The sequence below is a fragment of the Streptomyces globosus genome (assembly GCF_003325375.1).
Lineage (GTDB): Bacteria > Actinomycetota > Actinomycetes > Streptomycetales > Streptomycetaceae > Streptomyces > Streptomyces globosus_A.
Genome location: NZ_CP030862.1, coordinates 3,701,158 through 3,725,358 on the forward strand (window position 1 = coordinate 3,701,158; position 24,201 = coordinate 3,725,358).

A 24,201-nucleotide genomic window follows, 5' to 3' on the forward strand; every position below is an offset into this window, starting at 1 on the left:
CCGTCATCCGTGCACCACGCGGCGGCCGGTGAGCCGGGCGGGGGTCAGCTTCATCCAGTGGACGCGGATCCCGCCCGCCCACGGGTGGGCGCGGGCGGTGACGACGAGGTGCTGGCGCTCGTCCGGGTCGGTGACGGCTTCGAGCAGGCCGACGGCCTGCACGCTCCAGCCCTCGGCGGTGACGTCGTCGATGTGGTCGACCTCGAAGGCGGCCTCGGTGCCGGCCGCCCGGACGGCCGCCGTGTCGGCGGCGGTGCGGAAGGCGATGGCCGGGCCGGCCGTCATGTAGTTGACGGGGAGGACGGAGGGGCCCTCCGAGGTGAACACCGCGATCCGCCCCACCCCGTGGGTGCCCAGCAGCCGCCGGCACTCGGCCTCGTCGAGGGCGACGAGTGCCGAGTCGCGCCGGGACTCGGCCCGGCCCGGGGGCCGGTCGGAGCTGGCGCCGGTCAGGTCGTCGACGGTGATGCCGAGGGCGTCGGCGACGCGGATGAGCGTGCCGATGGACGGGGAGGCGGCGTGCTCCTCCAGGTAGGCGATGTAGTTGGCGTCCGCTCCGCACCGCCGGCCCAGCTCCTCGCGGCTCAGGCCGAGGGAGGAGCGGCGGGCGGCCAGGCGGCGGCCGAGGTCGGTGCGGCCGGCCGGGGCGCCGGAGGCCGGGCGGGGGGTGCGCGGGCTGCTCTTCACGGTGATCACTGCTCCCGGGGCGGTAGGGCGACGGTGTCGTGCTGCGGTCCGCCGAGGACGACCTTGAGGGCGCCGGTGTCGCCGGCGCGGGAGAAGACGTCGTACGCCTCCTCCATCCGGTCGAGCTCGAAGCGGTGGGTGACCAGCGCGGCCCCGGGCAGGCGGCCGGCCGCCGCCATTCTCAGGAGCATCGGGGTCGAATAGGTGTCGACGAGGCCGGTGGTGAGGGTGACGTCCTTGATCCACAGGTCTTCGAGGTGGAGGACGGCCGGCTTGCCGTGGACGCCGATGTTCGCAACCCGTCCGCCGGGGCGGACCATCCTGGTGCACAGCTCGAACGCCTCCGGCAGGCCGACGGCCTCCATGACGACGTCCGCGCCGAGCCCGTCGGTCAGGTCCGCGACCAGCCGCTCGGGCTCCTCCCGTGCGGTCGCGGTGGCGTCGGCGCCGAGCCGGCGGGCCGCTTCGAGGCGGGAGGCCGCGAGGTCGACCGCGATGATGCGGAAGGGGCTGTAGAGGCGTGCGGTGGCGATGGCGGCCAGGCCGATGGGGCCGGCGCCGACCACCGCGACCGTGTCGCCGGGGCGGACGCCGCCGCTGAGGACGCCGACCTCGTACGCGGTGGGGAAGATGTCCGCGAACAGGACGGCCTCGTGGTCGGCGAGGGTGCCGGGCAGCGGATGGACGGAGAGGTCGGCGAAGGGGACCCGCACGTACTCCGCCTGGGTGCCGTCGACGAGGTGGCCGAGGACCCACCCGCCGCCCCCGCGGCACTGGCCGTAGCGGGCCTCGCGGCAGAACCGGCAACGGCCGCAGGCGGATATGCAGGAGACCAGGACCCGGTCTCCGGGGCGCACGCTGCGGACGTCGGCGCCGGTTTCGACGACGGTGCCGACGGCCTCGTGGCCGAGGACCCTGCCGGGGGCCACCTCGGGTACGTCGCCCTTGACGATGTGCAGGTCCGTACCGCAGAGGGTGACCGTGTCGACACGGACGACAGCGTCGGACGCGTCCTTGACCGAGGGGTCCGGGACGTCCTGCCAGGAGGTCTGTCCGGGCCCGTGGAAGACGAGTGCCTTCATGGCGCGGCCTTCTCTCTTGTGCACGGAGGTGTCGATGCCACGCTGTCCCGCCGGCCCGGTGCCGCGCTTGGGCCGGTCGGGCCCCTCCGGGGACCGGTGGGCCCTTCCAGGGTGTCGCGCCCCCGCGCCGCCGCAACCGGGGCGCCCGGCGGCGGGCCCGGGGCCGTACGGCCCCGCGGTGTGCCCCGGGCGGCCCTCCCGCCGGTGCGGCGCACCGGAGCAGGGTGAGGTGTCCGCACCCCGCACGGCAGCCGAGCCCGCTCGCCGCCCGCACGCCGAGGAGCGCGCCATGACCCCCGCCACCGGCCCGTACACCGTCGCCGATGTGATGACCACCGACGTCGTCGCGGTCACCCGGGACACCGGCTTCAAGGACATCGCCGCCGCGATGCGGCGCTGGAAGGTCACCGCACTCCCGGTGGTGGAGGGCGAGGGCCGGGTGGTCGGCATGGTCTCCGAGGCCGACCTGATTCCGAAGGAGGAGTTCCACGAGCGCGGCCCCGGCATGATCGAGCAGATGCGCCGCCTTGCCGACACGGCGAAGGCGGGCTCCGTCCGCGCCGGGGAGCTGATGACGAGCCCCGCGGTGACGGTCGGCCCCGAGGCCTCGCTCCCCGAGGCGGCCCGCCTCATGGCCGTCCGGCACGTCAAGCGCCTCCCGGTCGTCGACGGGAGCGGCACGCTGCGGGGCATCGTCAGCCGGTCCGACCTGCTGAAGGTCTTCCTCCGGCCGGACGGGGAACTGGCCGCCGAGATCCGCCACACGGTCGTCGAGCGGTTGTTCCCGCTCTCCCACGGGGCCGTGGAGGTGACGGTCGCGCACGGCGTCGCCACCCTGACCGGCCAGGTGCGGGACGAGCGCCTGATCCCCGTGGCCGAGCAGCTCGCGCACGCCGTCGAGGGCATCGTGGACGTCCGCTGCCTGCTCCGGGCGCCGACCGCGGCCTGACACGCGGCCTGACGGGGCCGCGGTCAGGCCCGGGCCAGCGGCGACCTGTCGAGGACCACGATGCCCGCGACAGCCGTGGCGGCGCCGACCGCCTGGACGGCGAGCGCCCCGGGCGAGGTGGCGAGCTGCTCCCCGAACAGGACGACGCCGATCAGCACCGCGCCGGCCGGTTCGAGGCAGTCGATGATCGGCAGGCTGATCGCGAGGGAGCCCGCCTGGTAGGAGCTCTGGGACAGCACCAGCCCGATCACGCCGACGACGACGACCGCATACGGCTCCCAGTGCCAGAACCCGTCGAGCCCCTCTCCGCGGAACCACCTGCCCGCGCTCTTGGTCAGGCTGTCCAGCAGCGCGAACATCAGGGCGGCGGCGATCGCGTAGAGGGCCGTCCGGGCCGCCGCGCGGCTCCTGCGGCCCACGGCCGCCAGGACGACCGCCGCCCCGCCGGTGCCGACCAGCACCGGCAGCCACTCGACCGCGGTCGGCACCGGCGCGGCCTCCGCCGGCGGGAGCACCGCGAGGAACATGGCGATGCCGCCGGCCGTGCAGGCGATCCCGGCCGTGTCGCGCCGGGTCAGCGGCATCCCGCGGCGGCGGGCGAGCAGCGGCAGCGCGAAGACGAGGTCGGTGGCGGCCAGCGGCTGCACCAGCACGAGGGGGCCGAAGGCGAGGGCGAGGCCGAGGAGGGCGTACGAGAGGACGACCAGGGCCATGCCGGCCAGCCAGGCGCGCCGGCGGGCCAGCCCGAGCAGCAGGCGCAGGCGCAGGGCCTCCTGCGCGGGCGCCTGCTGCGCCGCCTTCTGCTGGAGGACGGACGCGAAGCCGAAGGCGGCGGCGGACAGCAGAGCGGCCGCCACCGCCACCGCGGTATCCATGCGCCGACTATCGCCATCCGGGCGGACCGGGGCCGTACGCGACACGCACGAGGGGCGGTGCGGCTGCCGTCCCCCGGCCGCGGAGGGGGCCGCTCGGGCCCCGTACGGGCCCCCTTGGGCCCTGTGCGCGGTCGCGGCGGCGGGGGCAGGCTGGATGCGGAACCGTCCTCCGCAGACGCGGAAACCCGGAGGAGGCATGCCATGACGGCCCAGGTCACGGTGGGCGTGGACGGCTCACCCGAGAGCCTCGCGGCGGTCGCGTGGGCGGCGCGCGAGGCAGTGCTGCGGGATGTGCCGCTGCACCTGCTGCACGTGGAGGCGGGGGCTCGGGCCGAGGAGCCGGACGGCGGCTCCGCGGCGCTCCTCGCGGCCGCAGCAGAGCGGGCGCGCGGCGAGGCTGCGGCGCTGGAGGTGGACGTGCGCTGCGTCCGGGGCCGGCCCGAGGAGGTGTTGGGCGGCGCCGCGGACGATTCGGAGCTGACGGTGCTGGGCTCGCGGGGGCTCGGCGCCCTCGGCGGGTTCCTCGCCGGGTCGGTCTCCCTGGGTGTCGTCGCCACGGCCCGCCACCCGGTCGTGCTGGTGCGCGCCCCGGACGACGGCGGCGGGCCGGCTCCCGACGGCGGGATCGTCGCAGGGGTCGACCTCGCCCACCACAGCGACCGGCTGCTCGGCTTCGCGTTCACCGAGGCAGCGCGCCGGGGCGGCGGACTGCACGTCCTGCACTGCTGGAGCCTGCCGCCGGTCTACGTGTACGCCGGGGTGATGGACCCGCACATCGGCGACGAGCTCGGGCAGCTGGCGGCCGAGGCCCTGGAGGAGCTCCTGGAGCCCTGGCGGAAGACGTACTCCGGGGTGCGGGTCAGCCACGAGGCCGTCACCGGCTCCGCGGGCGCCCGGCTCGTGGACGCGGCGAAGGGGGCGGCGCTGCTGGCGGTCGGCCGGCGCACCCGGAAAGTGGTGTTCGGCCCGCACGTCGGGCCCGTCGCCCATGCCGCCGTCCACCACAGCCCGGCGCCCGTCGCGGTGGTGCCGCTGGACTGAGGCGCATCCCCGGAGCGGCGCGTGCACGCGGGACAGCGGGCACGGGTTGCCGGCCGCCGCGCCGGCGCGGCGGAGTGCTGAGGCTCGGCGCGGCCACGGCCGGCCGGCCCGCGGTGGTGCCGCTACTTGATGAGGGCGTTCGCCACGATGATCGCGAACCCGATGCCGGCGTCGGCGGCGCCGACGGCGACGGCGGGCAGGAGCCGGGAGCCCCGGCGCAGGGAGAGGGCCGTGCCCCAGCCGAAGAGCAGCGCGGTGTTCAGGCCGAGGCCGACGGCGGTGGTGCCGGGGGCCTGCCACCCGAAGGCGCCCGCCAGGACGAGCAGCAGCACGGTCGGCAGGGCGGCCGCGACCATCGGCCACTCGTGCCACAGCTCGACGGCGAGCAGGCGCCAGCGCCGCCGGGACGGGTCCCGCCGGTGCCCGGACATGTGGTGGGCGTAGCCGTGGGCCAGGGCCGCGGTGATCGCGGTGACCAGCACCCAGGCCGCGTCGCTGAAGGGCGTGTACGTGCCGCCCTTCTCGTCCAGGGCGGCGAGCAGGCCGCTGGCCAGGACCGTGCCGTAGACGCCGCAGAACATCCAGTCGGCGGCGTGGCCGTGTCCGGGGCTGACGCCCCGGGCCGGCCCCTCTGCGGCGGCGGGCGCGGGCCCGGGCGGCGGGGTGTGCGGGCCGGCGGTCGGGTGGTCGGCGGTCACGACGGTCCTTCCGGTCGAGGTATTGTCCGCCCCTTTTGGGCCTGTATGTCCGACCTGCCGCACCTTACGAGACTTCCGTGTCGGATTTCTGTATGGGCCGCGGGGCCGCCGCGGTGGGGTCGCCGGGCCGGGCGGTCGCGGCTGGTCCCCGTCCCCGGCGGCGGCCGGCCCTCCTGACCGCGCAGTCCCAGGCCGTCACGGGGCCGGGGCCGGCGCCCCGAGCCCCGCCGCCCGCAGGCACCCGGGGGTGTACTCCGACCGGGTGCTGCCGCTGGTCCGCGCGGGCCAAGAGGACGCCGCCCGGGCGCCCGACCGGCGCAGAGGGTGCTTCCGTGGCGTACCGGACCCGGGCTGCGGCCAAGACCCCCGCCGGCCGGGACCGGCCAGTCCGGCGAGGCGAGGAGCGCGATGCACACCACGGTCCACCTGCTGGCGGCCGATGCCCCCGCCCAACTCCTCCCGGCCCGGCAGCTGATGGCGTTCACCCTCGCCTCCCACATCATCCTGGTGCCGCTGGGCGTGGCGCTGCCGCTGATCACGCTGGTCATGCACCACCGCGGGCTGCGCCGCCGCGACCCGGTGGCCCTGCTGCTGGCCCGGCGCTGGTCGGCCGTGATGGCCGTGCAGTTCGCGATCGGCGTCGTCACGGGAACCGTGCTGTCCTTCGAGTTCGGGCTGCTCTGGCCGGGGCTGATGGGCCGGTGGGGCGACGTGTTCGGCATCGGGTTCGGCGTGGAGGCCTGGGCCTTCTTCCTCGAAGCGGTGCTCATCGCCATCTACCTGTACGGCTGGCGGAGGCTGCCGCCGCGCACCCACTTCCTGCTCGGGCTCCCGCTGCCGGCGGCGGCGCTGCTCGGGGCCTTCGGCATCCTGTCCGCGAACGCCTGGATGAACACGCCGCAGGGCTTCACTCTCGACTCGCGGGGCGACCCGGTCGGCGTGGACGTCTGGAAGGCGATCTTCACCCCCATGTTGGGCCCCCAGTACTGGCATTTCGTGGTGGCGATGCTGATGACGGCGGGGTACGTCGTGGCCGGCGTCTACGCCGTCGGATGGCTCCGGGGGCGCCGCGACCGGTACCACCGCCTCGGCTTCACCGTGCCGTTCACCCTCGCCGCCGCGGCCACGCCGGTGCAGCTGTTCCTGGGCGACTCGATCACCCGGGCGGTCTTCCGCGAGCAGCCCGTGAAGTTCGCGGCCATGGAGATCGTCTGGAAGACCGACAGCCACGTGCCGGAGTACCTCTTCGGCCGCCTGCACCCGGACGGATCGATCACCGGCGGCATCAAATTCCCCCAGCTCGACTCCATCCTCGCCGGCTTCAGCCCGGACACGGTGGTGCAGGGCCTGACCGCCGTGCCGGCCGGCGACCGGCCGAACACCACCCAGGCCACCATCGTGCACTGCGCCTTCGACATCATGGTCTGCATCGGCTCGGCGCTCGCCCTCCTCGCCGCCTGGTACGGGCTGGCCTGGCTGCGGCACCGCCGCCCGCCCCGCTCCCGGTGGTTCTACCGGGGGGCCGCCTGCGCGGGCGCCGGATCGGTCGTCGCCGTCGAATGCGGCTGGATCACCACCGAGGTGGGCCGCCAGCCCTGGATCGTCTACGGGCACATGCGCGTGTCCGAGGCCGTGACCCCGACCCGCTCCACCGCCCTCTGGGCCATGTTCGCCCTCGTGGCCGTGGTGTACGTGCTGATCTTCGCGGCGTTCGCGGTCGTCCTGCTGAAGATGCGCGACCGCTGGCGCCTCGCCGACGAGCCCGGCGGCCCGGGGACGGGCCCGGGCGGTGCGGAGGCCCCCGAGGCGGCGACCCCGTACGGGCCCCGCCCGCCGGTCCCGGCGGCCGGTCCCGGAGGCTCCGCTCCCTCCGAGGGCGGCGGGCGGTGATGGCGGAGCTCGTCGCCTTCGTGCTGCTGCTCGCGGTCACCGCGTACGCCTGCGCCGGCGGGGCCGACTACGGGGCCGGCTTCTGGGACCTGGCGGCCGGCGGGGCCGCGCGGGGACGGCGCCCGCGCCGGCTCATCGACCATGCCATGGCGCCCGTCTGGGAGGTCAACAACGTGTGGCTGGTCTTCGTCCTGGTCCTGATGTGGACCGGCTTCCCCGTGCTCTTCCAGACCGTGTTCACCGCGATGTGGCTCCCGCTCGCCCTGGCCGCCCTCGGCATGGTCGTGCGCGGCGCCGGCTTCGCGCTGCGCAAGCCCGCCCGGCGGCTGTCCCGCCGGCGCCTGTACGGGGCCGCCTTCGCCGGCGCCTCGCTGCTGACGCCGTTCTGCCTCGGCGTGGCCGTCGGAGGCATCGCCTCCGGGCGGGCCGCACCGGGCACCGAGGCCGCGGCGCGCGTCTGGGCCGGGCCCGCCCCGCTGGCGTTCGGGCTGTTCACCGTCGCGGGGACCGCCCTCCTCGGCGCCGTGTTCCTCACCGCCGACGCCGGCCGCTTCGACGCCCCCGACCTCGTCGGCTACTTCCGGCTCCGCGCCCTCGTCGCCCTCGGCGCCGTCGCCGTCACCGCGTGCGGCGTGCTCCTCGCGACCCGCAGCGACGCGCCGCACGTCTGGCAGGGGCTCACCCGCGGCGCCGGCCTCGCCCTCGCCGCCGCCTCAGCGGCGTCCTTCGCCGCCACCGGGCTGCTCGTCCTGCGCGACAGGGCGCAGTGGGCCCGCTTCGGCGCCGTCGCGGCCGTCGGCGCGGCCGTCTTCGCCTGGGGCCTCGCCCAACGCCCCTACCTCATCCCCACCTCCCTCACGGTGGCGGACGCCGCGGGCGACCCGCAGACCCTGGCATGGCTGTCGCTGGTCAGCCTCGTCGCCCTGCTGCTCATCGGACCGGCCGTGGCGCTGCTGTACCGGCTGGACACCCGCGGCACGCTCGAACCCCTCGCCGACTCCGACCTGCGAGGGGTCCGCCCGCACCGGGGCGGCCCGGCCGACGGCGGCGGCTGACGGGCCGCAGGACCGGCCGGGCCGAGAGCCCGGCCGGGACCGCCCGTTCTCTGGGGGGTCGCCGCCCGGCCGACGCGGGGGCTCGACGCGCGCCTGCTGCTCGCGGCCCGCAGCGCGCCGGCACTCCACCACTTCGTGCAGGAGTCGGACGGCCGGCCCCGCGGCGGGCCGCCGGATCGGGCCGGGGGGCGCGTCCCGGTGACGGCCCCGCCCCCGATCGGGGTCGGGGCGCGGCCACGCCCCACGGCCGCGCCATCGGGTGATGCGGTTCCGTCAGGCGGGTGACAGCGGCCACCGCAGACGGCCACCGGGCGGGCCGGTGTTCCAGGATCGGTGCCGCAGCGGTCCGCCTCCGGCGGAATGCGCATCGACCGGGTCTGTGCCGTGCGACCGGCTCGACCACGACTGCCAGGAGTGCCATCCCATGCGTTCACGCGCCATCGCCGTCACGGCCGCCGCGGTTGCGGCCGCCGCGGCACTCGCGCAACCCGTCCACGCCGCCCCGCTCGTCGACGGGGTCTACCGGTTCGCGGCCCTCAGCGACGGCAAGTGCCTGACGTGGCCCAAGTCGTACGGGAGCATCGGCACGGCGTCCCTGGGCGCCTGCACGGACGACGGGTCCACCTCGGCGAACTGGCAGGTACGGCAACGCCCCAACGGGACGATGGAAGTCTCCACACCGGGTTCGAACCCGCGCACCTGTCTGAGGTTGGAGACGGACTACAGGGTGGTTGTCAGCGACAACTGTGCCGACAAGTACGCCGAGTGGACCGTCTCCTACGGCTCCGCCGGACCCGGCAGCGTGGTGTGGGCCGACATCGAGCACACCCCCGGCGACCGATCCGGCTCGTGGGGGAAGCTGGTGGACAGCCCCGACGTCACCGGTCGAATCGTGGTGAGGCGGGCCCCCATCGAGCCGCACTACTGGGGGCTGCAGCCGGTCGGTTAGCGCCTTGGCCCCGCCCCGGCACTAGCCTGCGAGGCGGGCCGCCAGGGCGGGGAGCAGCCGGAGGGCGTTCGCCCGGCCCACCTCGGCGCGCTCGGCCTCCGTCCACCCGTCGTACGCGGCGAAGCCGGCCGTGTTCTCGGCGGTGTGGGCGGCGGGCATGAAGGGGTAGTCGCTGCCGTAGAGGATGCGGCCGGCACCGGCGAGGCGGGTCAGCGCGGGCAGCGCGAACTCGTTGGCGGACATGGCGATGTCGTAGTGCAGCCGGCCCAGTGTGCCGATGACGTCCGCCGGGACGCGGTCCTTCAGGTACGCGCCGATGGTGGGGCCGTGGGTGAGCCGGCGGGCCAGGAACGGCAGGGTGCCGCCCGCGTGCGACAGGATCAGCCGCAGGTCGGGCAGCCGGTCGAGGACGCCGTTGAAGAGCAGGCTCGCCGCGGTGCGGGTCGTCTCGAAGGTGAACTCGTAGAGCGACGCCGGCAGGTCGAAGGTCTCCAGGTCTCGGCTCGGCGGGGCGGCGGGGTGGACGTGGACGGCCGCGCCCCGCTCGGCGATCTCCGCGAGCAGCGGCTCGAACTCCGGGTCGCCGAGGTAGCGGCGCCCGTACGAGGTCAGCAGCCCCGCTCCGTCCAGGCCCAACTCGTCCATGGAGTACCGGAGTTCGTCGCGGGCGGCGGCCACGTCCGGCAGCGGGAGAATCGCGAACGCGCCGAACCGCTTCGGGTGCTCGCGGACCAGCCCGGCCAGGTACTCGTTGACCCGGCGGGCCATCTTGGGGGCGTCCGGGCCGTCGAGGAAGGTGACGCCGGGGGCCGTGATGGACAGGACGGCCGCCGCGATCCCGTGCGCGTCCATCACCTCCAGGCTCTGCTCGGGGGTCCAGTCCGGGTAGTCGACGCCCGGGATCGCCTTCCGGTCGCCGAGGGCCTCGGCGTACAGGGGCGGCACGGCGTGGTGGTGGACGTCGATCAGACCGGCGGGTGTGGACATGCGGCAGCTCCTGGCGTGAGGACGGCGAAGGGAACCGGGCTCGTACGGCAGCCCCGGGCGTGTCCGGGCGGGTCGTGTCGACCGGGCCGGCCCGCCGGGGGGCGGCCGGCCCGGCGCGCAGTACGGCGGAGGCGGACGCCGCCGCGGCACCCCGGCACCCTTTTCGGGGGCGGGGGCCGCAGCGGAGCCTCGTCCACGCCGTTCGACGGACACGTCTGCGATCGGCCCCAAGGCTACGCAGGATCACCGGCGGCGGCAGGGGCGCCGGGAACAAAGCGGGGGCGGATTGCGGGAATCCGTCACCACGGCGTTTGCCGGGCCCGCCGGCCGGGCGGTGCCCGGGCTTCCCCCGCTCGGGCGCCGCGACGCCGATCGGCCCTTCGGGCCGTGCGGGGGCGGTGTCGGGGCCGCGCCGTGCCAGGATGGGGGACGCTGTTCCGTCTGCCTGTTCCCTGTTGCGAGGAGGCCGAGTTGACCAGTCCCGAGGCCAGGGGTCCCAAACTGCCGCCGACCCACCCGCCGAGGACGCCGCCGCCGCAGAAGAAGCCGGTGGAGGCGCCGCGTCCGCAGCCCGCCACCAAGCCGAAGGAGGTGGCGGTACGGGCCCGTCCGCGGATGGTGGTCCGCAACCGGCGTACTGCGGCGCTCGTTTTCCGCGCCGACCGGTGGGCGGCGGGCAAGGCGGCCCGCCAGGCCGTGGAGACGGTGCGCGGCTGGGGATATGCGGGCGCGTGCGAAGGGGACGTGGAGCAGTCGGTGCGGGTCCTCGTCGGGGCGGCGGTCGCGGACGGCGGGAAGCGGCTGTCGGTGCACCTGGGCGACCAGGAGGGGAAGATCCTCGTGGCCGTCCTCAGCCATGTGGTCGGCGCGCCCGACGACGGGGTGCTCGCGCAGGTCGCGGGCCTGGCCGCGACCTGCGCCGTCGGCACCGACACCGGGGAGGACGGCCGGCGCATGTGGGCCGTCCTCGACACCGCCCCGCGGCGGCCCCGTACGGCGCCCGGCGCGCCCGGCCCCACCGGCTGAGCGGGGCCGCGGCCGCCCGCGCCCGGTGGCGGGGCGACGGCGCGGCCGGGCGGGGCGCCCGCGTCAGTGGAGGCAGAGGCAGAAGGGGTGGCCGGCCGGGTCGGCGTAGACGCGCCAGTTGGCCTCCGGGCGGATCTGGTCCGTCCGCTCCAGCAGGGTCGCGCCGAGGGCCAGCGCGCGCTTCTCCTCGCCTTCGAGGTCGTCGACGTCGAAGTCGAGGTGGATTTGCTGCGGCCGCTGCTGCCCGGGCCACCGGGGCGGCCGGTAGCCGTCCACCCGCTGGCAGGCGAGGGGCGTCCCCTCGAAGCCGTGCACCTCCAGCCAGTCGGGGTCCTCGGGGTCCTCGACGACGCGGCCCCCGAGCAGCTCCGCGTAGAAGCGCGCCAGCCGGACCGGGTCGTCGCAGTCCAGTGCGACCGCCTGCAGTTTGCGAATCACGTCGACACCTCTCGTCACTCGGCCGTCCCGGCTCCTACCCCGTACGGCAGGGCTCACGCGCCGCGGTCACCCGCGCGGCGGGTTGTCGCGCAGGACCCGTTCGACGTTCGCGAAGTGCGCTCGGTACGTCCGCCGGACGCCCTCCCACTTCGCCGGGTCCTTGGCGATCTCCTCGCGCTGACAGGCGGCTTCCACCGTCTGCCACACTACGGCGACGGACGCCTCGCCCATGCATGCGGCATCCGCGACGGCGGTCGCGATCTCCGGCGAGGAGGGACCGGGCCGGGGCCGCACGGGCGGCAGGTCGAGCCGGTCCGAGGCGGAGAAAACGTCCGCCGGCAGGTCGTACCCCTTGCCGGCCATGCAGGCGGCCCACATCTGCTCGGCCTTCCGGACCTGCGGGTGGCGGCGCGCCCTCTCGTAGGCGGCCAGTTCCATGTCGTTGGCGGTGCGCAGGGCGTCGCCGTAGGTCTGCGGGGTGGCGTCCGGGCCGTCCAGGGCGCGGACCGCCTCGCCGTGGCAGCCGCCTTCGGGCACCTTCCGGCCGGCGTACTCGGCGACGGTCCCGGAGGAGACCTGGTTCTCGGCGGCGCCGGGTGCGGCGTCCTGTGGCGCCGTGTCGTCGCCGGGCAGCCAGTAGCCCCATTCCCGGGCGCGGGCGGCGTCCGGAGTGCCGTAGCGGCGTTCGGTGCGGGTGGCGGGGCCGCGCAGGACGCGGCGGTCGGGGTAGGCGGAGTCGATGCCGAACCGCTCCAGGCATCGCGCCATCAGGACGGTACGGGCCCAGCCGTCCTCGGCGATCTGCCGCGGTGACGGCATGTACTCCTCGACGGGCAGCGCGGGCGGCGGGCCGGGCGGGATGCCGTCCCCGTCCTGTCTGCCGGGGTTGCCGCCGCACGCCGCGGCGAGCGCCGCCGCCCCCGCCGCGAGGGCGAGGGCGGCGGCGCGGCGGAGCACCGTCACCACGAACGGTCGGCCCGTCCGGAGGCGTTGTTGTTCTTCAGCCAGTCGGGCAGGTCGCGGCCCGTGCCCGGTGCATACCAGGCGCGCAGCCCCTTGTGGTTGCTGTTGTAGAAGACGCCGAAGGTGTAGTGGCCGCTGGCGTTGTGCACGGCGGCGGCGTTGTTCTTGACGGGCTGGCCGCCGCCGGGGAGACCGACCGGGAAGGTGTAGCCCGCGTAGTCCTTGATGGTGGACTGGGTGTCCTTGCGCTTGAAGTTGGCGTTCCGGTGGCCCGAGTTGTAGTAGAGGCAGACCTCGCCGTAGGCGCAGAGGTTGTTCGGCTCCTCGGCCGCTGCCAGGGGCGGGGCTCCGGCGGGGGCGAAGAACTTCGTCCCCCTGAGGACGACTTCGCGGAGCGGGGCGGCGCCGGCGGCGGCCGTGTCGAGGCCGAGGGCGCGCTCCTCGGCCTCCTTCTGCGCCTTGTGCGCGAGGTGGCCGGCGTCGAGCTTGCCGTCCGCGAGGTCGCGGGCGTACTGCACTTCGGCGGGGACCGGATCGGCGCCCGGGAGGGCGTCGGCGGCCACCGCCGCCTGCGTGCCGGCGAGGGTGAGGCCGGCGGCGGCCAGGGTGACGGCCGCGCGTGCGGCCCTGCGGCCCGGAGTCCGCGGAGTGCGGTGGATGTGCACGTGAGTTCCCCCATGGAATCGGTGGTACGGCCGGTGTCCGGCGGGTCCGGGGCGAGCGGTCGCGAACTCGCTCCGCCCCTGGTCCGGGCCCGTTTCGGTACCGGTTCCCGCACCCTACGGGCCGTCGGGCAGCGGTGGCGGCGCACCTCTGCACACCGTGCGCCCGGCCCCGGTTGCATTCGGCACAGCGAGCCCTCCGGGGCGGCCGGGTACCTGGGGAAAACGCCAGGGGTTTCCGGCCCGGACGCGGTTATCCTGCCTCGTCCCACACCGCAGGCCAAGGAGGGCCCCAGCATGAGCGGCACCACGTCGTCCTTTCCCGAGCGCATGGAGTTGCGGGGGGAGGGACTCGTCCTTCGGGACTGGACGGAGGACGACCTGGCCGCGATGCCGGAGCTGTTCGACCACCCCGACATCGCGTACTGGACGCCCATCGTCTCGCCTTTCGACGCGGCAGCCGCCCGGGCACGGCTGGAGCGGGACCGGAAGCTGCGCGCGGAGGGCACGGCGATCCTGCTCGCGATCACCGTCGACGGCGGCGGGCCGCTCGGCGAGGTCATGCTGCGGCGCGCGCCCGAGGGCACGGAGATCGGCTACGCGGTCGGCCCGGCGCACCGCGGGCAGCGGCTGGCGGCGCGGGCGGTGCGGGTGATGGCCGCGTACGCGTTCGAGGAGCTCGGCGTCGAGCGGGTGATCCTGGAGCTGGAGGCGGAGAACGCCGCCAGCGTGGCCGTGGCCGCCCAGGCGGGCTTCAGGCTGCTGGACGTGCCGCTGATCGAGGGCGAGGAGAAGGGCCGGCCGTTCTCCCTCCAGACGTGGGGCCTGGACCGCCCCTGAGCGAGGGCGGCCGCTGCCCCTGCGGCCCGTTGCCGGTCAGGGGCGCCAGGGCAGCCGGGGGCCGTGGCCGAGGACGCGGGAGACCGTGAGGACGGCGCCGATCCAGGCGGTCACACCGCCCCACGCCAGAGGGCCGGAACCCGTCGCACTGCCCGCGACGAGCAGCAGCAGCGCGGTGGGCAGCAGCACCGCCGCGAGGGCAAGCCGTGCCCGGAGCCGGGTCCTGTCCGCGGTACGGGCGGCCGGCGGCGGTGCGGCGTCCGCGTCGGACAGCTGCGCCGCCAGCTGGTCCCACGCCGCGGCCTCACGCGCCGTCAGTCCGGTCCTCGCCATGCCAACCCCCTCGTCGCCGCGGGACAGCCGCTCCCGCACCCGCTGATGCCCGCGCCGGCACCGGCCATGCGTTCCCGCCGGCGGATCCCGCCGCGTGCGGCGCGCGTACGGGGTCAGGACGGGCGGTGCCCGTACGGGCTGTGCATCGTGAGGAAGCTGATCTCCAGGTCGGTTTCGAGGTAGTCCATGCGGCGTGCCTGGAAGTCGCGTATGTGCGGCAGGGCGAGGTGGGCGTCGAGGTCTGCCTGCGAGCGCCACGCCTCGTAGAAGACGAACACCCCCGGACGGTCGCGGTCCTCGTGGAAGTGGTACTCCAGGCAGCCCGGTTCCCTGCGGGTGGGCTCGACGAAGGACAGCAGCAGTTCCCTCAGCTCCGCGGCGCGCTCCGGCCGCGGACGGGCGGTGCCCACAAGGGTGACGGGCGGTCGGCTCACGGGTGCTCCCTGGGAAGGCGTACGACCGCACGAGGAGGCCGACGCGGCGAAGGTACGACTGAGTTCGTACCTGAGAGGACGCTAGCGATCTTCGAGGTACGATGCAACCCGTACCTTTCGGCGCGTACCGAACTCCCGCGACATGGAGGCAGCAGCCCGTGCCCGATACCGAAGGCCATCCGGAGGCCGCCGAGATGGAGCTCGGCAGGGTCCTCGCCGCCGTCGCGGACCCGCTCCGCCGGACGGTGGTCCGCGAACTGGCCGCCGCGCCCGACGGGACCGCCCGCACCTGTGCCTCGTTCGGGCTGCCCGTTTCGAAGGCGACCCTCACGCACCACTTCCGCGTACTGCGCGAGGCGGGGCTGATCCGCCAGGTGGACCGCGGCAACAGCCGCATGGCCGCCCTGCGCCGCACCGACGTCGAGCAGCGCTTCCCCGGCCTCCTCGCCCTGCTCGCCGCGGAGGAGCGTCCCTGACTCCTGCGGCCGGCCGGGGCGTTTGAAGACGGTCGTCGGCGTCCAGACGAGGGAGACGTGCAGGTCGCGAGGGGAGGAGCCGGGATGGCTGCATCGGGAGGGCGCCGGAGGGGCGGGAGCGGCGGTGCGGCACCGGCGGGCCGTGACGTCGTGCTGGCCGTCGGACTGGTGGTGGTCTGCCTGGGCGGGGCGGCCCTCTTCGTGAGGACGGCCGCGGAGGCGGGCGGCGGTCTGCCCGTGGTGCCGATCCTCGCGGTGGCCGCACTGGCGGGCGGAGCGGCCCTGGCCCGGTGGAGCGCGGCTCCCGGGCCCCGTCCGCCGGGCGCCCCGCCGGCCGCCCCGCCGGCCGCCCCGCCGGCTGCCGGGGCCCCTGGCCGGTCGGATCCGGCTCCCCCGCTCCCCGAGGTGGGTCCCGAGGCTGTGGACCACGAGGCGGTGGACCCCGACGGCTTCGAGCACGCGGTCGCCGCGCTGTGCGCCCGTGACGGCTGCCACCGGGTGGAGGTGGTGGGCGGTGCCGGCGACCTGGGGGCCGACGTGGTCGCCGTGACGTCGGAGGGCCGGCGCGTGGTGATCCAGTGCAAGCACTACGGGGAGGGCCACCGGGTCGGCTCCCAGGACCTCCAGCGGTTCGGCGGGACCTGTTTCGCCGTCCACGAGGCCGACGTGGCCGTCGTCGTCACCACCAGCGGCTTCACCGCGCCGGCCGCGGAGTACGCCGCCGCCTGCGGCATCGTCTGCGTCGACGGCGACGCCCTGGCCGCGTGGACCGGGGCCCGGACCGGACCGCCGTGGCAGTCCGCCCCGGCGGACGCCGCCCCCGGGGAGGTCCGGCACCCGGTCCGCTGATCGCAAGTGGGGGTGCCGCATTCCGGCCGGGTGCCCGGCAGTATGGAGCCCGTACGCATCATGATCAAGGGGGAAGCACCAATGAGGAAGAGCACCGCGGCAGTTGCCGCGGCCGCCGCCGTCGCCGGGCTCGTCACGGCCGCCGCGCCCGCCGGCGCCACGGGCTGCACGCCGGAGATCCGCAGTCTGGACGCACTGCCCTCCGGTCCGGCAGGCGACGGCGGGACCGTGTACGGCTTCGGGCGCGGCGACCTGGCGGTGGGCACCAGCCGGGGCCTGCCCGTGTACTGGAAGGGCAGCGCCGTCCATGCGGTGCCGCTGCCGGACGGGTGGACGAACGGCGCCGTCACGTCGGTCGGCGACAGCGGGCTGATGGTCGGCACCCTGCGGCGCGGCTTCGACGGCGCCGCCGCATTCAGCTACCGGCCGGGCGATGCCGCCGTGCGGCTCCTGACCGGTACGGCCCACGACGTGTCCGCGGCCGTGAACGAGGGCGGCCGGATGGCCACCAGCGAGAACGGCGTCGGAAGGGAATGGGCCGGCGGCAGGGTCGTCCGCGAACTCCCGCTCCCGGCCGACGCTTTGCCGAACAGCCGGGTCTCGGTGAGCGCCGTCAACAAGCGGGGCGACATCCTGGGCCACGTCTCCGGCGAGTCCTACGACCCGGTGACCGACGAGACCGCCTTCCGCGGCAGTCCGGTGGTCTGGCCCGCCGGCGGCTACCCGCCGTACGCCCTCGAGGTCTGGAACCAGGGCGACCCGACCTTCGACGTGATCGCCACCGGGATCGACAACCGCGGCCGGGTCGTCGGGCACGAGTGGCAGCACTGGCGCGAGCTGTCCCACCACCGCCCGGCGACCTGGAAGCGGCCCTACGACGCCCTGCCGGCGGAACCGGGCCGGCTGGCCGGTGAGGCGGAGCTGGCCCTGGCGGGGATCAGCCCCGGGACCGGCGCGGTCGTCGGCCGGGCGGTCTCGTACGAGGAGGGCTGGCCGAAGAGCTCGCAGCCCGCGTACTGGCCCGGTACGGGCCCGGTGCTCGCGCTGCCCGGCGGCAGCGGCCCGCGCCGCGGCGCCGCCCAGGCCGTCACGGACGACGACCGCGTCGGAGGGACGGTCCTCGACGAGCACGGCCTCGGTACGCCCACCGTGTGGACCTGTGCGAGCAAGCAGGCCTACCGGCCGCAGAACTGACGCACACGACCGCGCCGCCGGCACCGCGGAGAGGGGCTCCGCCGGGTCGGCGGGCTGCGATAGTGGTGGCCTTCGAGGAGTTCGGGGAGCATGCCCCCTTCGCAGTGGGAGAAGCCATGGAGCCGTCCGCGCCGGGCACACCGGTGTTCCTGCCGTCGCCGCCGCCCGCCGACGCCGTCGGCGAGGGGCAGATCCGCGTCCTGTGGGCGCTCGGCGGCGCCGGCCGCGACCTGGATGCGAACCTCGTCCGGCTCGGGGCCCGCGCCGACATCGGCGAGCACACGGAGACGGTCCTCGGCGTGCTGCTCGTCGTGGTCGCGGGTTCAGGTGAACTGAGCACGCCGGAGCAGACGGTGGCGCTGGCGCCGGGCGCCGTCGCCTGGCTGCCTGCCGGCACGACGCGTTCGGTGCGGGCCGGCGCGGACGGGCTCACGTACACCACCTCCCACCGCCGCCGGCCGCCGCTGGGGATCACCACGGGGCTGCGCGCCGGCGCCGGTGAACCGGCGTGCCTGGCGGACCGGGTGTGCGCCGCCTGCGGCCGCATGGCCGCCGACCCCGAGGCCCGCTTCTGCGCCCGCTGCGGGGAGAAGCTCGCCCGGTAGCCGGCCCGGGCCTTCCGGGCCCCGGGCCCGCGCCAGGACCCGGGCCCGGGCTCAGGGGCAGGCCTCCTCGAACTTGACGACGTGGAACGCCACGGGCTGCCCCGTGAGCGGTGTGCCGGTCGGCGGATTCTGGTTGCACACCCGCCAGTTGGACTCCTGGAGCACCATCCGCTCCTGCAGGGCGTCCTTGACGGTGATGCTCGCGTTCCCGGGAAGCGCCTGCCGGGCCACCTTCATGCTCCGGCCGATGAAGTTCGGCATGGTCGCGCCGACGGGCGCCGACGGGGTCGCCGGCTCTCGGGCGGGGCACTCCTCCTCCAGCTTCACCGCGCCGAGGTCGACCTTCGCCGCCGTGTCGACGGCGCTCCCGGCGGCGGGGGTCTGCGAGCAGACCTTCCAGCCGCGGTCCAGGAGCTGCTCGCGGCCGCGGCCGAGCGCGTCGTGCGAGGTGAGCGAGTGGAATCCGGCCGCCTGGGCGGCGTCCTGCGCGGCCTGGAGGCCCATGCCGACGAGGTCCGGCAGGGCAGCCGTCTCCCGGGCGGTGCCGGACGGCGCCGGCGTACCGGGCTTGGACTCGCCGGAGGCGGACGGCGGGCCGCAGGCGGTGAGGGCGAGGGCCGCGACGGCCGCCAGGACGGCGGCGGTGGTGTGGTGGTTCCGCATCCGGCCATGCTCCCCGGGGCGCGGCCGGGGGGTACGCGGTGTCACCGAGTTGTGACATGGCGCATGCGGCTGCCGTCGGCGGCGCGGCTGCGGGCCCGCCGCCGACGGCCGGCTGCTAACGGGAGGCCGCAAGGGCCTCCAGGGCGGGGACGATCGCGGCCGGGGTCGGCAGGGCGGCGTTCTCCGCTCGGAGCGAGGCGGCCGCCTCGCGGAGGGCCGGGTCGCCGGTCAGGCGGGCCAGGAGCGGGGCGTCGACGCCTTCGGAGGTGGAGCGGAGGGCGGCGCCCGCGGCGGTGAGGGCGTCGGCGTTGACGAAGTGGTCGGCGCCCTGCGGCAGCAGGAGCTGCGGCAGGCCGGCCTGCAGTGCGGTGAGCATGGTGCCGGAGCCGCCGTGGTGGACCAGCGCGTCGGCCGCGGTCAGCAGCTCGGCGAGCGGAACCCAGGGCAGCGGGCGGACGTTGCCGGGGAGGGTGCCGAGCGGGGAGAGGTCGGCGTCGCCGACGGCGAGCAGGAAGTCGGCGTCCACGGAGGCGGCGGCCTCCACGAGCCGGGCGATGGCGCGCACGCCGTCCAGCTCGGTGAGGACCGTGCCGAGGGTGACGGCGATGCGCGGCCGGGCGCCGCGGCGGAGGAGCTCTGCGGGGACGGTTCCGCCGCCGTTGTAGGGGATGTAGCGCATGCGCAGGCCGCCCGGGTCGCCGCCGAGGGAGGCGGGGACGACGTTCAGCGGGGTGGCCTCGGCCGGCCCCTCGACGCCGTGGGCCTCGTACGCCTCGGCGGAGTGGGCGGCGATCCGGCCGACCATGTCGAGGCCCGAGGAGACGCCGAAGTTCTGGATCGCCGAAGGGATTTTCAGCTTGGCCGCGACCAGCGGGGCGGAGGCCTGGAAGGAGTCGTGGACCAGCAGGTCGGCGCCCCAGTCCTCGGCGGCGGCGAGCAGGCCGTCCACGGTGGGGCGGCCGGCGAGTGCGAAGCCGCGGGCCGCCCGGTCGAGGATCTGCTCCGTTGTCCTGTCGTGGGCGACGTACTCCACCTCCTCGCCGGTGCTCTGCTCGAACACCTCCCGGAGGGTGCGGCCGTCGCCGATTTCCACGATGGGGAAGCCGGCCTCCCGCAGCCGGTCCAGCGGCTGCCCGCTCGCGAACAGGACCTCGTGGCCTGCGGCCCGCAGGGCCTGCGCGGTGGGGATCATCGGGAACAGGTGGCCGGCGGCGGCCGGTCCGGTGAAGAGTATGCGCACGCTTTCTCCTTGCCCAGGGTGTGGCGGGTCCGGGACGGGCCGTACGGTGCGGGTCGCAGGGGCCTGTCCCGGCTCCCTTCGGTGAACTGGCCGAGGGGCGGCGGGTGTTCCCTGGAACAGGGTCGAAATTCGGACGTTCCCGGGTGGACCGGCCACCGCGCATGAATGCGGCATTCCGCGCTGTGCGGGCGCGTGCCTCCAGCCGTCCGCGCCGCACTCCGGCGCGCCCCTCAGCGGGGATGCCGGTCGCCCGCGTGGAAGGGCCTGTGCCGCCGTCCCGCCCTTCCGGGCAGCGGCGGGTACGGCTCACGGCGGCACGGTGAACGCCCTGACGGGTGTGCAGTCCCGGCGCGCGGCTGCACGCGAGTTGTCGCCGCCGCAGGCTGCGCCTCCTCGGGTGCTGTCCTGCTGCGCCGCGTCATCACCACTGCCGCGACCCCGCTCATCATCCCGCCCAGGGCCGAAACCGCCCCGACGGAGATGCCGGCCCACTGGACGACTGCTTCGGGCGCCTGACGGGCATCCGGCGGCTGTCCGATTGTCGCCCCGGGCGTCGCACCGGCGGGCTGTTCCGGCTCGCTTCCCGGCCCGTCCGGGTGCGGCCGCTCGCCCGGCTCCGTCCCGGAGGGCCGCGGACGCTCGCCGCTTGCGCCGACCCGGGGCCTGCCTGCATCCCCGTCCTCCGCCGGAGCAATGCCTTCCACTGCCGACGGCGGGACCGCGGGGCCGCTCGGCTGCGGAGCGGGAGACGTTGAAGCGGCAATGATCCACGCGGCCAGGCCCAGACCGACGACAGCACCTGCCCACAGCCACCAGACGCGTCTCGTCACGGTGCGCATGGTCGGTCAACTCCTTCGGCGCCCCCTCCAGGATGCACCCGTAAGCGGTTCCCGGACCCTGCGGCCTGGTCAGCGGTCGGCGGTGCGGCGGATGCGGATCGGGCCGCGGGCCTGCGACGGGTCGACCGGACGGCCCGCCTGGGTGATCTCGACCTCGCCGGCGGCGGCGAGCCGCCGGGCCGCGCGGCGGACGGGCTCCATCAGCGCGCGCCAGCCGTCGCCCTCCCCCGCGTACACCGCGCGCGCGACGTCCGAGGGGCAGATCGTCGCGGTCGGGCCGCGGCGCTCCAGAAGGTCCAGGATGGCCCGCTCCAGGCGCCGGCCCGCCGGCCGTCCGCTGTCCTCCACTCCCCCAGTGTGGCGCCGCGGCGGCACCCCGGTCGGCGGGGGCGGCCCTTCGGGGCACGCCCCGGGCGGCCGCCGCGCGGCGGTCCGGCAGGTCGGCCGGGTACGGGATATCAGTGGGGCAGGCGGCGGTCACCGCGGCCGCCGGTGAGAGGAAGGCGGGGAGCCTGTGGCCGTCAAACCCGTTCCCGAGGGATATCCGCGCATCACCCCGTACCTGTGCTGCGACGGAGCAGCGGAGGCGATCGACTTCTACGTGTCCGTGCTGGGCGCGACCGAGCGGACGCGCATGCCCGCCCCCGGCGGCAGGATCGGACACGCCGAACTGGAGCTGGGCAATTCGGTCGTCATGCTGGCGGACGAGCACCCGGACATGGGCTTCCGCTCACCGAAGTCCGTCGGCGGGACGCCCGTCACCCTGCACGTGTACGTCGAGGACGTCGACGCGGTCTTCGCCGCCGCCGTCGCCCGCGGCGCCAGGGAGCTTCGTCCGGTCCGCGACGAGTTCTACGGCGACCGCACCGGCCAGATCGAGGACCCGTACGGGCACCGCTGGAGCCTCGCCTCGCACGTGGAGGACGTGTCCGAGGAGGAGATGGAGCGGCGGGCGCGGGAGGCCGTGCAGGGCGGCGGCTGACGGCGGGGCGGCAGCAGGGCGGGGTGGGTGCGGGGCCGGGTCGGGGCCGCGGGGGCCGGGGCCGGGTAATTCGGCGGGGGCGGGGTGCCGGCCGGGTGATACTGGGGCGCGGCTGGTCGGACATCATCCGCCCACCAGTCCCCCACCCGGCGGCGTTCCGCCCGGCTGTTGGTCTTTTCCACCCTTTCGAGGAGCACCACGAGCATGTCGATACCCCCGCAGCCGCCGCCGGGCCCGTACCAGCAGCCGTATCCCCCGCAGGGCCCGTACGGCCTGCCAGGGCAGCCCGGAATGCCCGGAGTACCCGGGCAGGGGGCCCCGTTCGGCGGCCCGCAGGGCTGGTACCCGCCGCAGCCGCAGAAGACGAACGTGGCGGCCATCGTGGCGCTCGTGATGTCGGTGGTCTGTGCCATCCCGTTCGTTCCTCTGATCCTGGGCTTCGTCGCCCTCTCGCAGATCCGGAAGAACGGCGAGAAGGGCAAGGGACTCGCGATCGCGGCGATCGTCATCCACGGGGCGACGATCGCGTTCTACGCGATCGTGCTCGCCATCGGACTGCTCGGCGGGGCGGCCGACGACGCCGCGGCGCGGCAGGACGCCGGCGGGCGGGTCACCGTGCCGGAGCAGAGTGCGAGCCCCGGCGCGAACGCCGGCGCGAGCCCTGGTGCGAGCCCGCGCGAGCGCCGCAGGGACGTCGAGGACATCCGCAAGGGCGACTGCTTCAACACCGAGGACGACCTGGCGAAGACCGAGGAGGGGGGCACCGAGGCCCGCCAGTCGGTGCGGACCGTGGCGTGCGACCAGCCGCACGAGGGCGAGGTGTACGCCGTGCTCACCCTGGAGGGCGGGGCGTTCCCGGGCGCGGACAAGGTCGTCGCGAGCGCCGACGAGAAGTGCGGCGGCAAGGCGCTGACGGACTACGTGGGCAGTGACGCGGCGAAGCTGCCGAAGTCGCTTGAGGTGTTCTACTACTACCCGCAGGCGTCGAGCTGGGTCCTGGGCGACCGGACGGTCACCTGCTTCCTCGGCAGCCCGGCCGGGACGACCACGGGCTCGGTGCGCGCGAACGCCTCCTGAGACCCGCCCCGCACCCGCAAACGGCCGGCCGCCCACACCGCGGCCGGCCGTTTGCGTGCGCGGGGCGGCGGGCGGCCTGCGGCGGCCGGTCAGCGGTAGTCGAGTTCGGCCAGTTCACGGGCGAGGCGGTTCCGGAAGGCCGGGATCCGGGCGAGGACGGGCAGCAGCGTGTTGCGCAGGGCGCGGCGCGTCAGGCCGCGGGCGGTGGCGACGCGGGTCATCCGGTCGGTGAGGGCGACGACGCGCTGGGCGACGGGGCGGCGCCTGGCCTCGTACGCGTCGAGGTCGCCGTCCGCCAGGGCGCGGCCGAGGGCGTAGCCGTCCTGGATGCCGGTGTTCATGCCCTGCCCGCCGGCCGGGCTGTGCACGTGCGCGGCGTCCCCGGCGAGCAGGAGGCGCCCGGCGCGGTAGCGGTCGGCCACGCGGTGGTGGATCCGGAACCGGGAGGACCACACGAGGTCGTGCACGCGGGCCTCGCCGCGGAGCCGCTGCGCCAGCAGGGCCCGCACGAAGGCGAGGTCCGGAGACGGCGGGGCCTCGGCGACCGTGGCGACGATCCGGTAGCGCCGGCCGGCGCCGCCGCCCCCGCCCACGCCCCCGTTCCCGTTTCCCGGCAGCGGGGCGATGACGGTCAGCCCGGCGGCGCCGAAGGCGAGCGAGACCTCGCTCGGGCCGGGGGCCCAGTCCATGACGACGTCGGCGAGGACGAAGGACTCGTCGTACGCGCTGCCCGTGAAGCCGATGCCCGCTGCCGCGCGGACGGTGCTGTGCATCCCGTCGGCGCCGACGGCGTAGGCGGCGTGCAGGGTCTCGCCGGCGGCGGTGGTGAGGGTGACGCCGTCGGCGTCCTGGGTGACGGAGGTGACCTCGCGGGGGCGGTGGACGTCGCCCCCGAGTGCGCGCAGGCGGCTCAGCAGGACGGCCTCGGTCTCGTACTGGGGGACCATCAGGGCGTACGGGTGGGCGGTCGGCAGGCCGTCGAAGTCGACGGCCGCGAGGGGACGGGCGCCGTCGCGGATCCGGAAGCGGGAGACGGGGATGCCGCGGGCCACGAGGCCGGCGGAGAGCGCGCCGCTCGGGTCGAGCTCGTCGAACACCTCCAGCGTGCGGGCGTGCACGACGGCGGCGCGGGAGGTGTTGGCGCCCTCGGCCTGCCGGTCGAGGAGGACGAAGTCGACGCCGGCCTCGGCAAGGGTCACGGCGAGGGCGAGCCCGGTGGGCCCGGCGCCGACGATGGCCACCTCCGTGCGGGAGGGCAGTACGGGGGTGCTGGTCATTGCGGACCTCCTCCGGCGGGCCAACACTTGTTGGCCAACGTCTGTTGACTTGAGGATGCCCTCGCGCGATTCGCCTGTCAACAGTTGTTG

Annotated in this window: 27 protein-coding genes; 13 read left to right on the forward strand and 14 right to left on the reverse strand. The window is 75.7% G+C overall.

Features of this window, described 5'->3' with window-relative positions; all coding sequences use genetic code 11:
* Positions 1-3: 3 nt before the first annotated feature.
* Positions 4-687 (reverse strand): helix-turn-helix domain-containing protein, encoded by a 684-nt coding sequence (locus C0216_RS16125; protein WP_174250408.1) that lies wholly within the window; start codon positions 685-687, stop codon positions 4-6.
* A gap of 5 nt (positions 688-692) precedes the next feature.
* Positions 693-1,769, reverse strand: a complete 1,077-nt coding sequence (locus C0216_RS16130; RefSeq protein WP_114055957.1) for a zinc-dependent alcohol dehydrogenase family protein — start codon at positions 1,767-1,769, stop codon at positions 693-695.
* A 289-nt stretch (positions 1,770-2,058) separates the two neighbouring features.
* Here C0216_RS16130 and C0216_RS16135 point away from each other — a divergent pair, with 289 nt between their 5' ends.
* A complete protein-coding gene (locus C0216_RS16135; RefSeq protein ID WP_246042570.1) occupies positions 2,059-2,718 on the forward strand; it encodes a CBS domain-containing protein in 660 nt (219 codons plus the stop codon).
* Between the two features lie 23 nt (positions 2,719-2,741).
* On the opposite strand, the gene C0216_RS16140 is transcribed toward C0216_RS16135, so the two are convergent.
* Positions 2,742-3,593, reverse strand: a complete 852-nt coding sequence (locus tag C0216_RS16140) for a DMT family transporter (protein WP_114055958.1) — start codon at positions 3,591-3,593, stop codon at positions 2,742-2,744.
* Positions 3,594-3,794: 201 nt separating this feature from the next.
* On the opposite strand from C0216_RS16140, the gene C0216_RS16145 reads away from it, so the two are divergent.
* Positions 3,795-4,634: a universal stress protein gene (locus C0216_RS16145; protein ID WP_114055959.1), complete on the forward strand. Its 840-nt coding sequence runs from the start codon at positions 3,795-3,797 to the stop codon at positions 4,632-4,634.
* 122 nt (positions 4,635-4,756) lie between these two features.
* Here C0216_RS16145 and C0216_RS16150 read toward each other — a convergent pair whose 3' ends face one another.
* Positions 4,757-5,332 (reverse strand): hypothetical protein, encoded by a 576-nt coding sequence (locus C0216_RS16150; protein WP_246042571.1) that lies wholly within the window; start codon positions 5,330-5,332, stop codon positions 4,757-4,759.
* 408 nt (positions 5,333-5,740) lie between these two features.
* On the opposite strand from C0216_RS16150, the gene C0216_RS16155 reads away from it, so the two are divergent.
* From C0216_RS16155 to C0216_RS16165, 3 genes are all read left to right on the forward strand, one after another.
* Positions 5,741-7,222, forward strand: a complete 1,482-nt coding sequence (locus C0216_RS16155; protein WP_114055960.1) for a cytochrome ubiquinol oxidase subunit I — start codon at positions 5,741-5,743, stop codon at positions 7,220-7,222.
* Entirely contained in the window at positions 7,222-8,277 is a 1,056-nt protein-coding gene (locus C0216_RS16160; protein WP_114055961.1) for a cytochrome d ubiquinol oxidase subunit II, read from the forward strand. The genes C0216_RS16155 and C0216_RS16160 overlap by 1 nt, the downstream gene beginning before the upstream one ends.
* 424 nt (positions 8,278-8,701) lie before the next feature.
* Positions 8,702-9,226 (forward strand): hypothetical protein, encoded by a 525-nt coding sequence (locus tag C0216_RS16165; RefSeq protein ID WP_114055962.1) that lies wholly within the window; start codon positions 8,702-8,704, stop codon positions 9,224-9,226.
* A gap of 21 nt (positions 9,227-9,247) precedes the next feature.
* On the opposite strand, the gene C0216_RS16170 is transcribed toward C0216_RS16165, so the two are convergent.
* A complete protein-coding gene (locus C0216_RS16170) occupies positions 9,248-10,213 on the reverse strand; it encodes an amidohydrolase family protein (RefSeq protein ID WP_114055963.1) in 966 nt (321 codons plus the stop codon).
* Between the two features lie 471 nt (positions 10,214-10,684).
* Between C0216_RS16170 and C0216_RS34435 the strand changes: the two genes are divergently transcribed.
* Entirely contained in the window at positions 10,685-11,239 is a 555-nt protein-coding gene (locus tag C0216_RS34435) for a hypothetical protein (RefSeq protein WP_246042572.1), read from the forward strand.
* 63 nt (positions 11,240-11,302) lie between these two features.
* Here C0216_RS34435 and C0216_RS16180 read toward each other — a convergent pair whose 3' ends face one another.
* The 3 genes from C0216_RS16180 to C0216_RS16190 all read right to left on the reverse strand — a co-directional run bounded on the left by C0216_RS16180 (position 11,303) and on the right by C0216_RS16190 (position 13,305).
* The gene (locus tag C0216_RS16180; RefSeq protein WP_114055964.1) at positions 11,303-11,677 is read right to left on the reverse strand and encodes a VOC family protein; all 375 of its coding nucleotides are present in this window, start codon (positions 11,675-11,677) and stop codon (positions 11,303-11,305) included.
* Between the two features lie 66 nt (positions 11,678-11,743).
* The gene (locus C0216_RS16185; RefSeq protein WP_162793234.1) at positions 11,744-12,640 is read right to left on the reverse strand and encodes a hypothetical protein; all 897 of its coding nucleotides are present in this window, start codon (positions 12,638-12,640) and stop codon (positions 11,744-11,746) included.
* Positions 12,637-13,305 (reverse strand): hypothetical protein, encoded by a 669-nt coding sequence (locus C0216_RS16190; protein ID WP_114055966.1) that lies wholly within the window; start codon positions 13,303-13,305, stop codon positions 12,637-12,639. The genes C0216_RS16185 and C0216_RS16190 overlap by 4 nt, the downstream gene beginning before the upstream one ends.
* A gap of 294 nt (positions 13,306-13,599) precedes the next feature.
* Here C0216_RS16190 and C0216_RS16195 point away from each other — a divergent pair, with 294 nt between their 5' ends.
* Complete coding sequence (locus tag C0216_RS16195) at positions 13,600-14,142, forward strand: GNAT family N-acetyltransferase (RefSeq protein WP_114055967.1); 543 nt, start codon at positions 13,600-13,602, stop codon at positions 14,140-14,142.
* Between the two features lie 36 nt (positions 14,143-14,178).
* Here the strand turns inward: C0216_RS16195 and C0216_RS16200 are convergent, their stop codons facing one another.
* On the reverse strand, positions 14,179-14,475 hold the full coding sequence (locus C0216_RS16200; RefSeq protein ID WP_114055968.1) for a hypothetical protein: 297 nt from the start codon (positions 14,473-14,475) through the stop codon (positions 14,179-14,181).
* 113 nt (positions 14,476-14,588) lie between these two features.
* Complete coding sequence (locus tag C0216_RS16205; RefSeq protein WP_114055969.1) at positions 14,589-14,909, reverse strand: putative quinol monooxygenase; 321 nt, start codon at positions 14,907-14,909, stop codon at positions 14,589-14,591.
* Positions 14,910-15,067: 158 nt separating this feature from the next.
* Here C0216_RS16205 and C0216_RS16210 point away from each other — a divergent pair, with 158 nt between their 5' ends.
* The 4 genes from C0216_RS16210 to C0216_RS35030 all read left to right on the forward strand — a co-directional run bounded on the left by C0216_RS16210 (position 15,068) and on the right by C0216_RS35030 (position 18,033).
* The gene (locus C0216_RS16210; RefSeq protein ID WP_114055970.1) at positions 15,068-15,385 is read left to right on the forward strand and encodes an ArsR/SmtB family transcription factor; all 318 of its coding nucleotides are present in this window, start codon (positions 15,068-15,070) and stop codon (positions 15,383-15,385) included.
* Between the two features lie 84 nt (positions 15,386-15,469).
* The gene (locus C0216_RS16215) at positions 15,470-16,234 is read left to right on the forward strand and encodes a restriction endonuclease (RefSeq protein WP_114055971.1); all 765 of its coding nucleotides are present in this window, start codon (positions 15,470-15,472) and stop codon (positions 16,232-16,234) included.
* An 81-nt stretch (positions 16,235-16,315) separates the two neighbouring features.
* Positions 16,316-17,428 carry a hypothetical protein gene (locus C0216_RS16220; RefSeq protein ID WP_114055972.1) on the forward strand — a complete coding sequence of 371 codons (1,113 nt, stop codon included), beginning with the start codon at positions 16,316-16,318 and terminating at the stop codon, positions 17,426-17,428.
* 116 nt (positions 17,429-17,544) lie between these two features.
* A complete protein-coding gene (locus C0216_RS35030; RefSeq protein WP_162793235.1) occupies positions 17,545-18,033 on the forward strand; it encodes a hypothetical protein in 489 nt (162 codons plus the stop codon).
* 51 nt (positions 18,034-18,084) lie between these two features.
* Here C0216_RS35030 and C0216_RS16230 read toward each other — a convergent pair whose 3' ends face one another.
* The 3 genes from C0216_RS16230 to C0216_RS16240 form a co-directional block, all read right to left on the reverse strand.
* Positions 18,085-18,696: a PASTA domain-containing protein gene (locus tag C0216_RS16230; protein ID WP_114055974.1), complete on the reverse strand. Its 612-nt coding sequence runs from the start codon at positions 18,694-18,696 to the stop codon at positions 18,085-18,087.
* 115 nt (positions 18,697-18,811) lie between these two features.
* Complete coding sequence (locus tag C0216_RS16235) at positions 18,812-19,936, reverse strand: nucleotide disphospho-sugar-binding domain-containing protein (protein WP_162793236.1); 1,125 nt, start codon at positions 19,934-19,936, stop codon at positions 18,812-18,814.
* Positions 19,937-20,844: 908 nt separating this feature from the next.
* The gene (locus C0216_RS16240; protein WP_114055976.1) at positions 20,845-21,123 is read right to left on the reverse strand and encodes a DUF3253 domain-containing protein; all 279 of its coding nucleotides are present in this window, start codon (positions 21,121-21,123) and stop codon (positions 20,845-20,847) included.
* A gap of 166 nt (positions 21,124-21,289) precedes the next feature.
* On the opposite strand from C0216_RS16240, the gene C0216_RS16245 reads away from it, so the two are divergent.
* The gene (locus C0216_RS16245; RefSeq protein WP_114055977.1) at positions 21,290-21,757 is read left to right on the forward strand and encodes a VOC family protein; all 468 of its coding nucleotides are present in this window, start codon (positions 21,290-21,292) and stop codon (positions 21,755-21,757) included.
* Positions 21,758-21,961: 204 nt separating this feature from the next.
* Entirely contained in the window at positions 21,962-22,834 is an 873-nt protein-coding gene (locus C0216_RS16250; protein WP_114055978.1) for a DUF4190 domain-containing protein, read from the forward strand.
* Between the two features lie 89 nt (positions 22,835-22,923).
* Here the strand turns inward: C0216_RS16250 and C0216_RS16255 are convergent, their stop codons facing one another.
* Positions 22,924-24,111, reverse strand: a complete 1,188-nt coding sequence (locus C0216_RS16255; RefSeq protein WP_114055979.1) for an FAD-dependent monooxygenase — start codon at positions 24,109-24,111, stop codon at positions 22,924-22,926.
* Positions 24,112-24,201 lie beyond the last annotated feature (90 nt).

What these genes read in the sequence shown, in the direction of transcription:
- C0216_RS16130 (WP_114055957.1), bottom strand. Translation starts at nt 1,769, where the DNA reads ATGAAGGCACTCGTCTTCCACGGGCCCGGACAGACCTCCTGGCAGGAC.
- C0216_RS16135 (WP_246042570.1), top strand. Translation starts at nt 2,059, where the DNA reads ATGACCCCCGCCACCGGCCCGTACACCGTCGCCGATGTGATGACCACC.
- C0216_RS16140 (WP_114055958.1), bottom strand. Translation starts at nt 3,593, where the DNA reads ATGGATACCGCGGTGGCGGTGGCGGCCGCTCTGCTGTCCGCCGCCGCC.
- C0216_RS16145 (WP_114055959.1), top strand. Translation starts at nt 3,795, where the DNA reads ATGACGGCCCAGGTCACGGTGGGCGTGGACGGCTCACCCGAGAGCCTC.
- C0216_RS16155 (WP_114055960.1), top strand. Translation starts at nt 5,741, where the DNA reads ATGCACACCACGGTCCACCTGCTGGCGGCCGATGCCCCCGCCCAACTC.
- C0216_RS16160 (WP_114055961.1), top strand. Translation starts at nt 7,222, where the DNA reads ATGGCGGAGCTCGTCGCCTTCGTGCTGCTGCTCGCGGTCACCGCGTAC.
- C0216_RS16165 (WP_114055962.1), top strand. Translation starts at nt 8,702, where the DNA reads ATGCGTTCACGCGCCATCGCCGTCACGGCCGCCGCGGTTGCGGCCGCC.
- C0216_RS16170 (WP_114055963.1), bottom strand. Translation starts at nt 10,213, where the DNA reads ATGTCCACACCCGCCGGTCTGATCGACGTCCACCACCACGCCGTGCCG.
- C0216_RS16195 (WP_114055967.1), top strand. Translation starts at nt 13,600, where the DNA reads ATGAGCGGCACCACGTCGTCCTTTCCCGAGCGCATGGAGTTGCGGGGG.
- C0216_RS16200 (WP_114055968.1), bottom strand. Translation starts at nt 14,475, where the DNA reads ATGGCGAGGACCGGACTGACGGCGCGTGAGGCCGCGGCGTGGGACCAG.
- C0216_RS16215 (WP_114055971.1), top strand. Translation starts at nt 15,470, where the DNA reads ATGGCTGCATCGGGAGGGCGCCGGAGGGGCGGGAGCGGCGGTGCGGCA.
- C0216_RS16220 (WP_114055972.1), top strand. Translation starts at nt 16,316, where the DNA reads ATGAGGAAGAGCACCGCGGCAGTTGCCGCGGCCGCCGCCGTCGCCGGG.
- C0216_RS35030 (WP_162793235.1), top strand. Translation starts at nt 17,545, where the DNA reads ATGGAGCCGTCCGCGCCGGGCACACCGGTGTTCCTGCCGTCGCCGCCG.
- C0216_RS16230 (WP_114055974.1), bottom strand. Translation starts at nt 18,696, where the DNA reads ATGCGGAACCACCACACCACCGCCGCCGTCCTGGCGGCCGTCGCGGCC.
- C0216_RS16250 (WP_114055978.1), top strand. Translation starts at nt 21,962, where the DNA reads ATGTCGATACCCCCGCAGCCGCCGCCGGGCCCGTACCAGCAGCCGTAT.
- C0216_RS16255 (WP_114055979.1), bottom strand. Translation starts at nt 24,111, where the DNA reads ATGACCAGCACCCCCGTACTGCCCTCCCGCACGGAGGTGGCCATCGTC.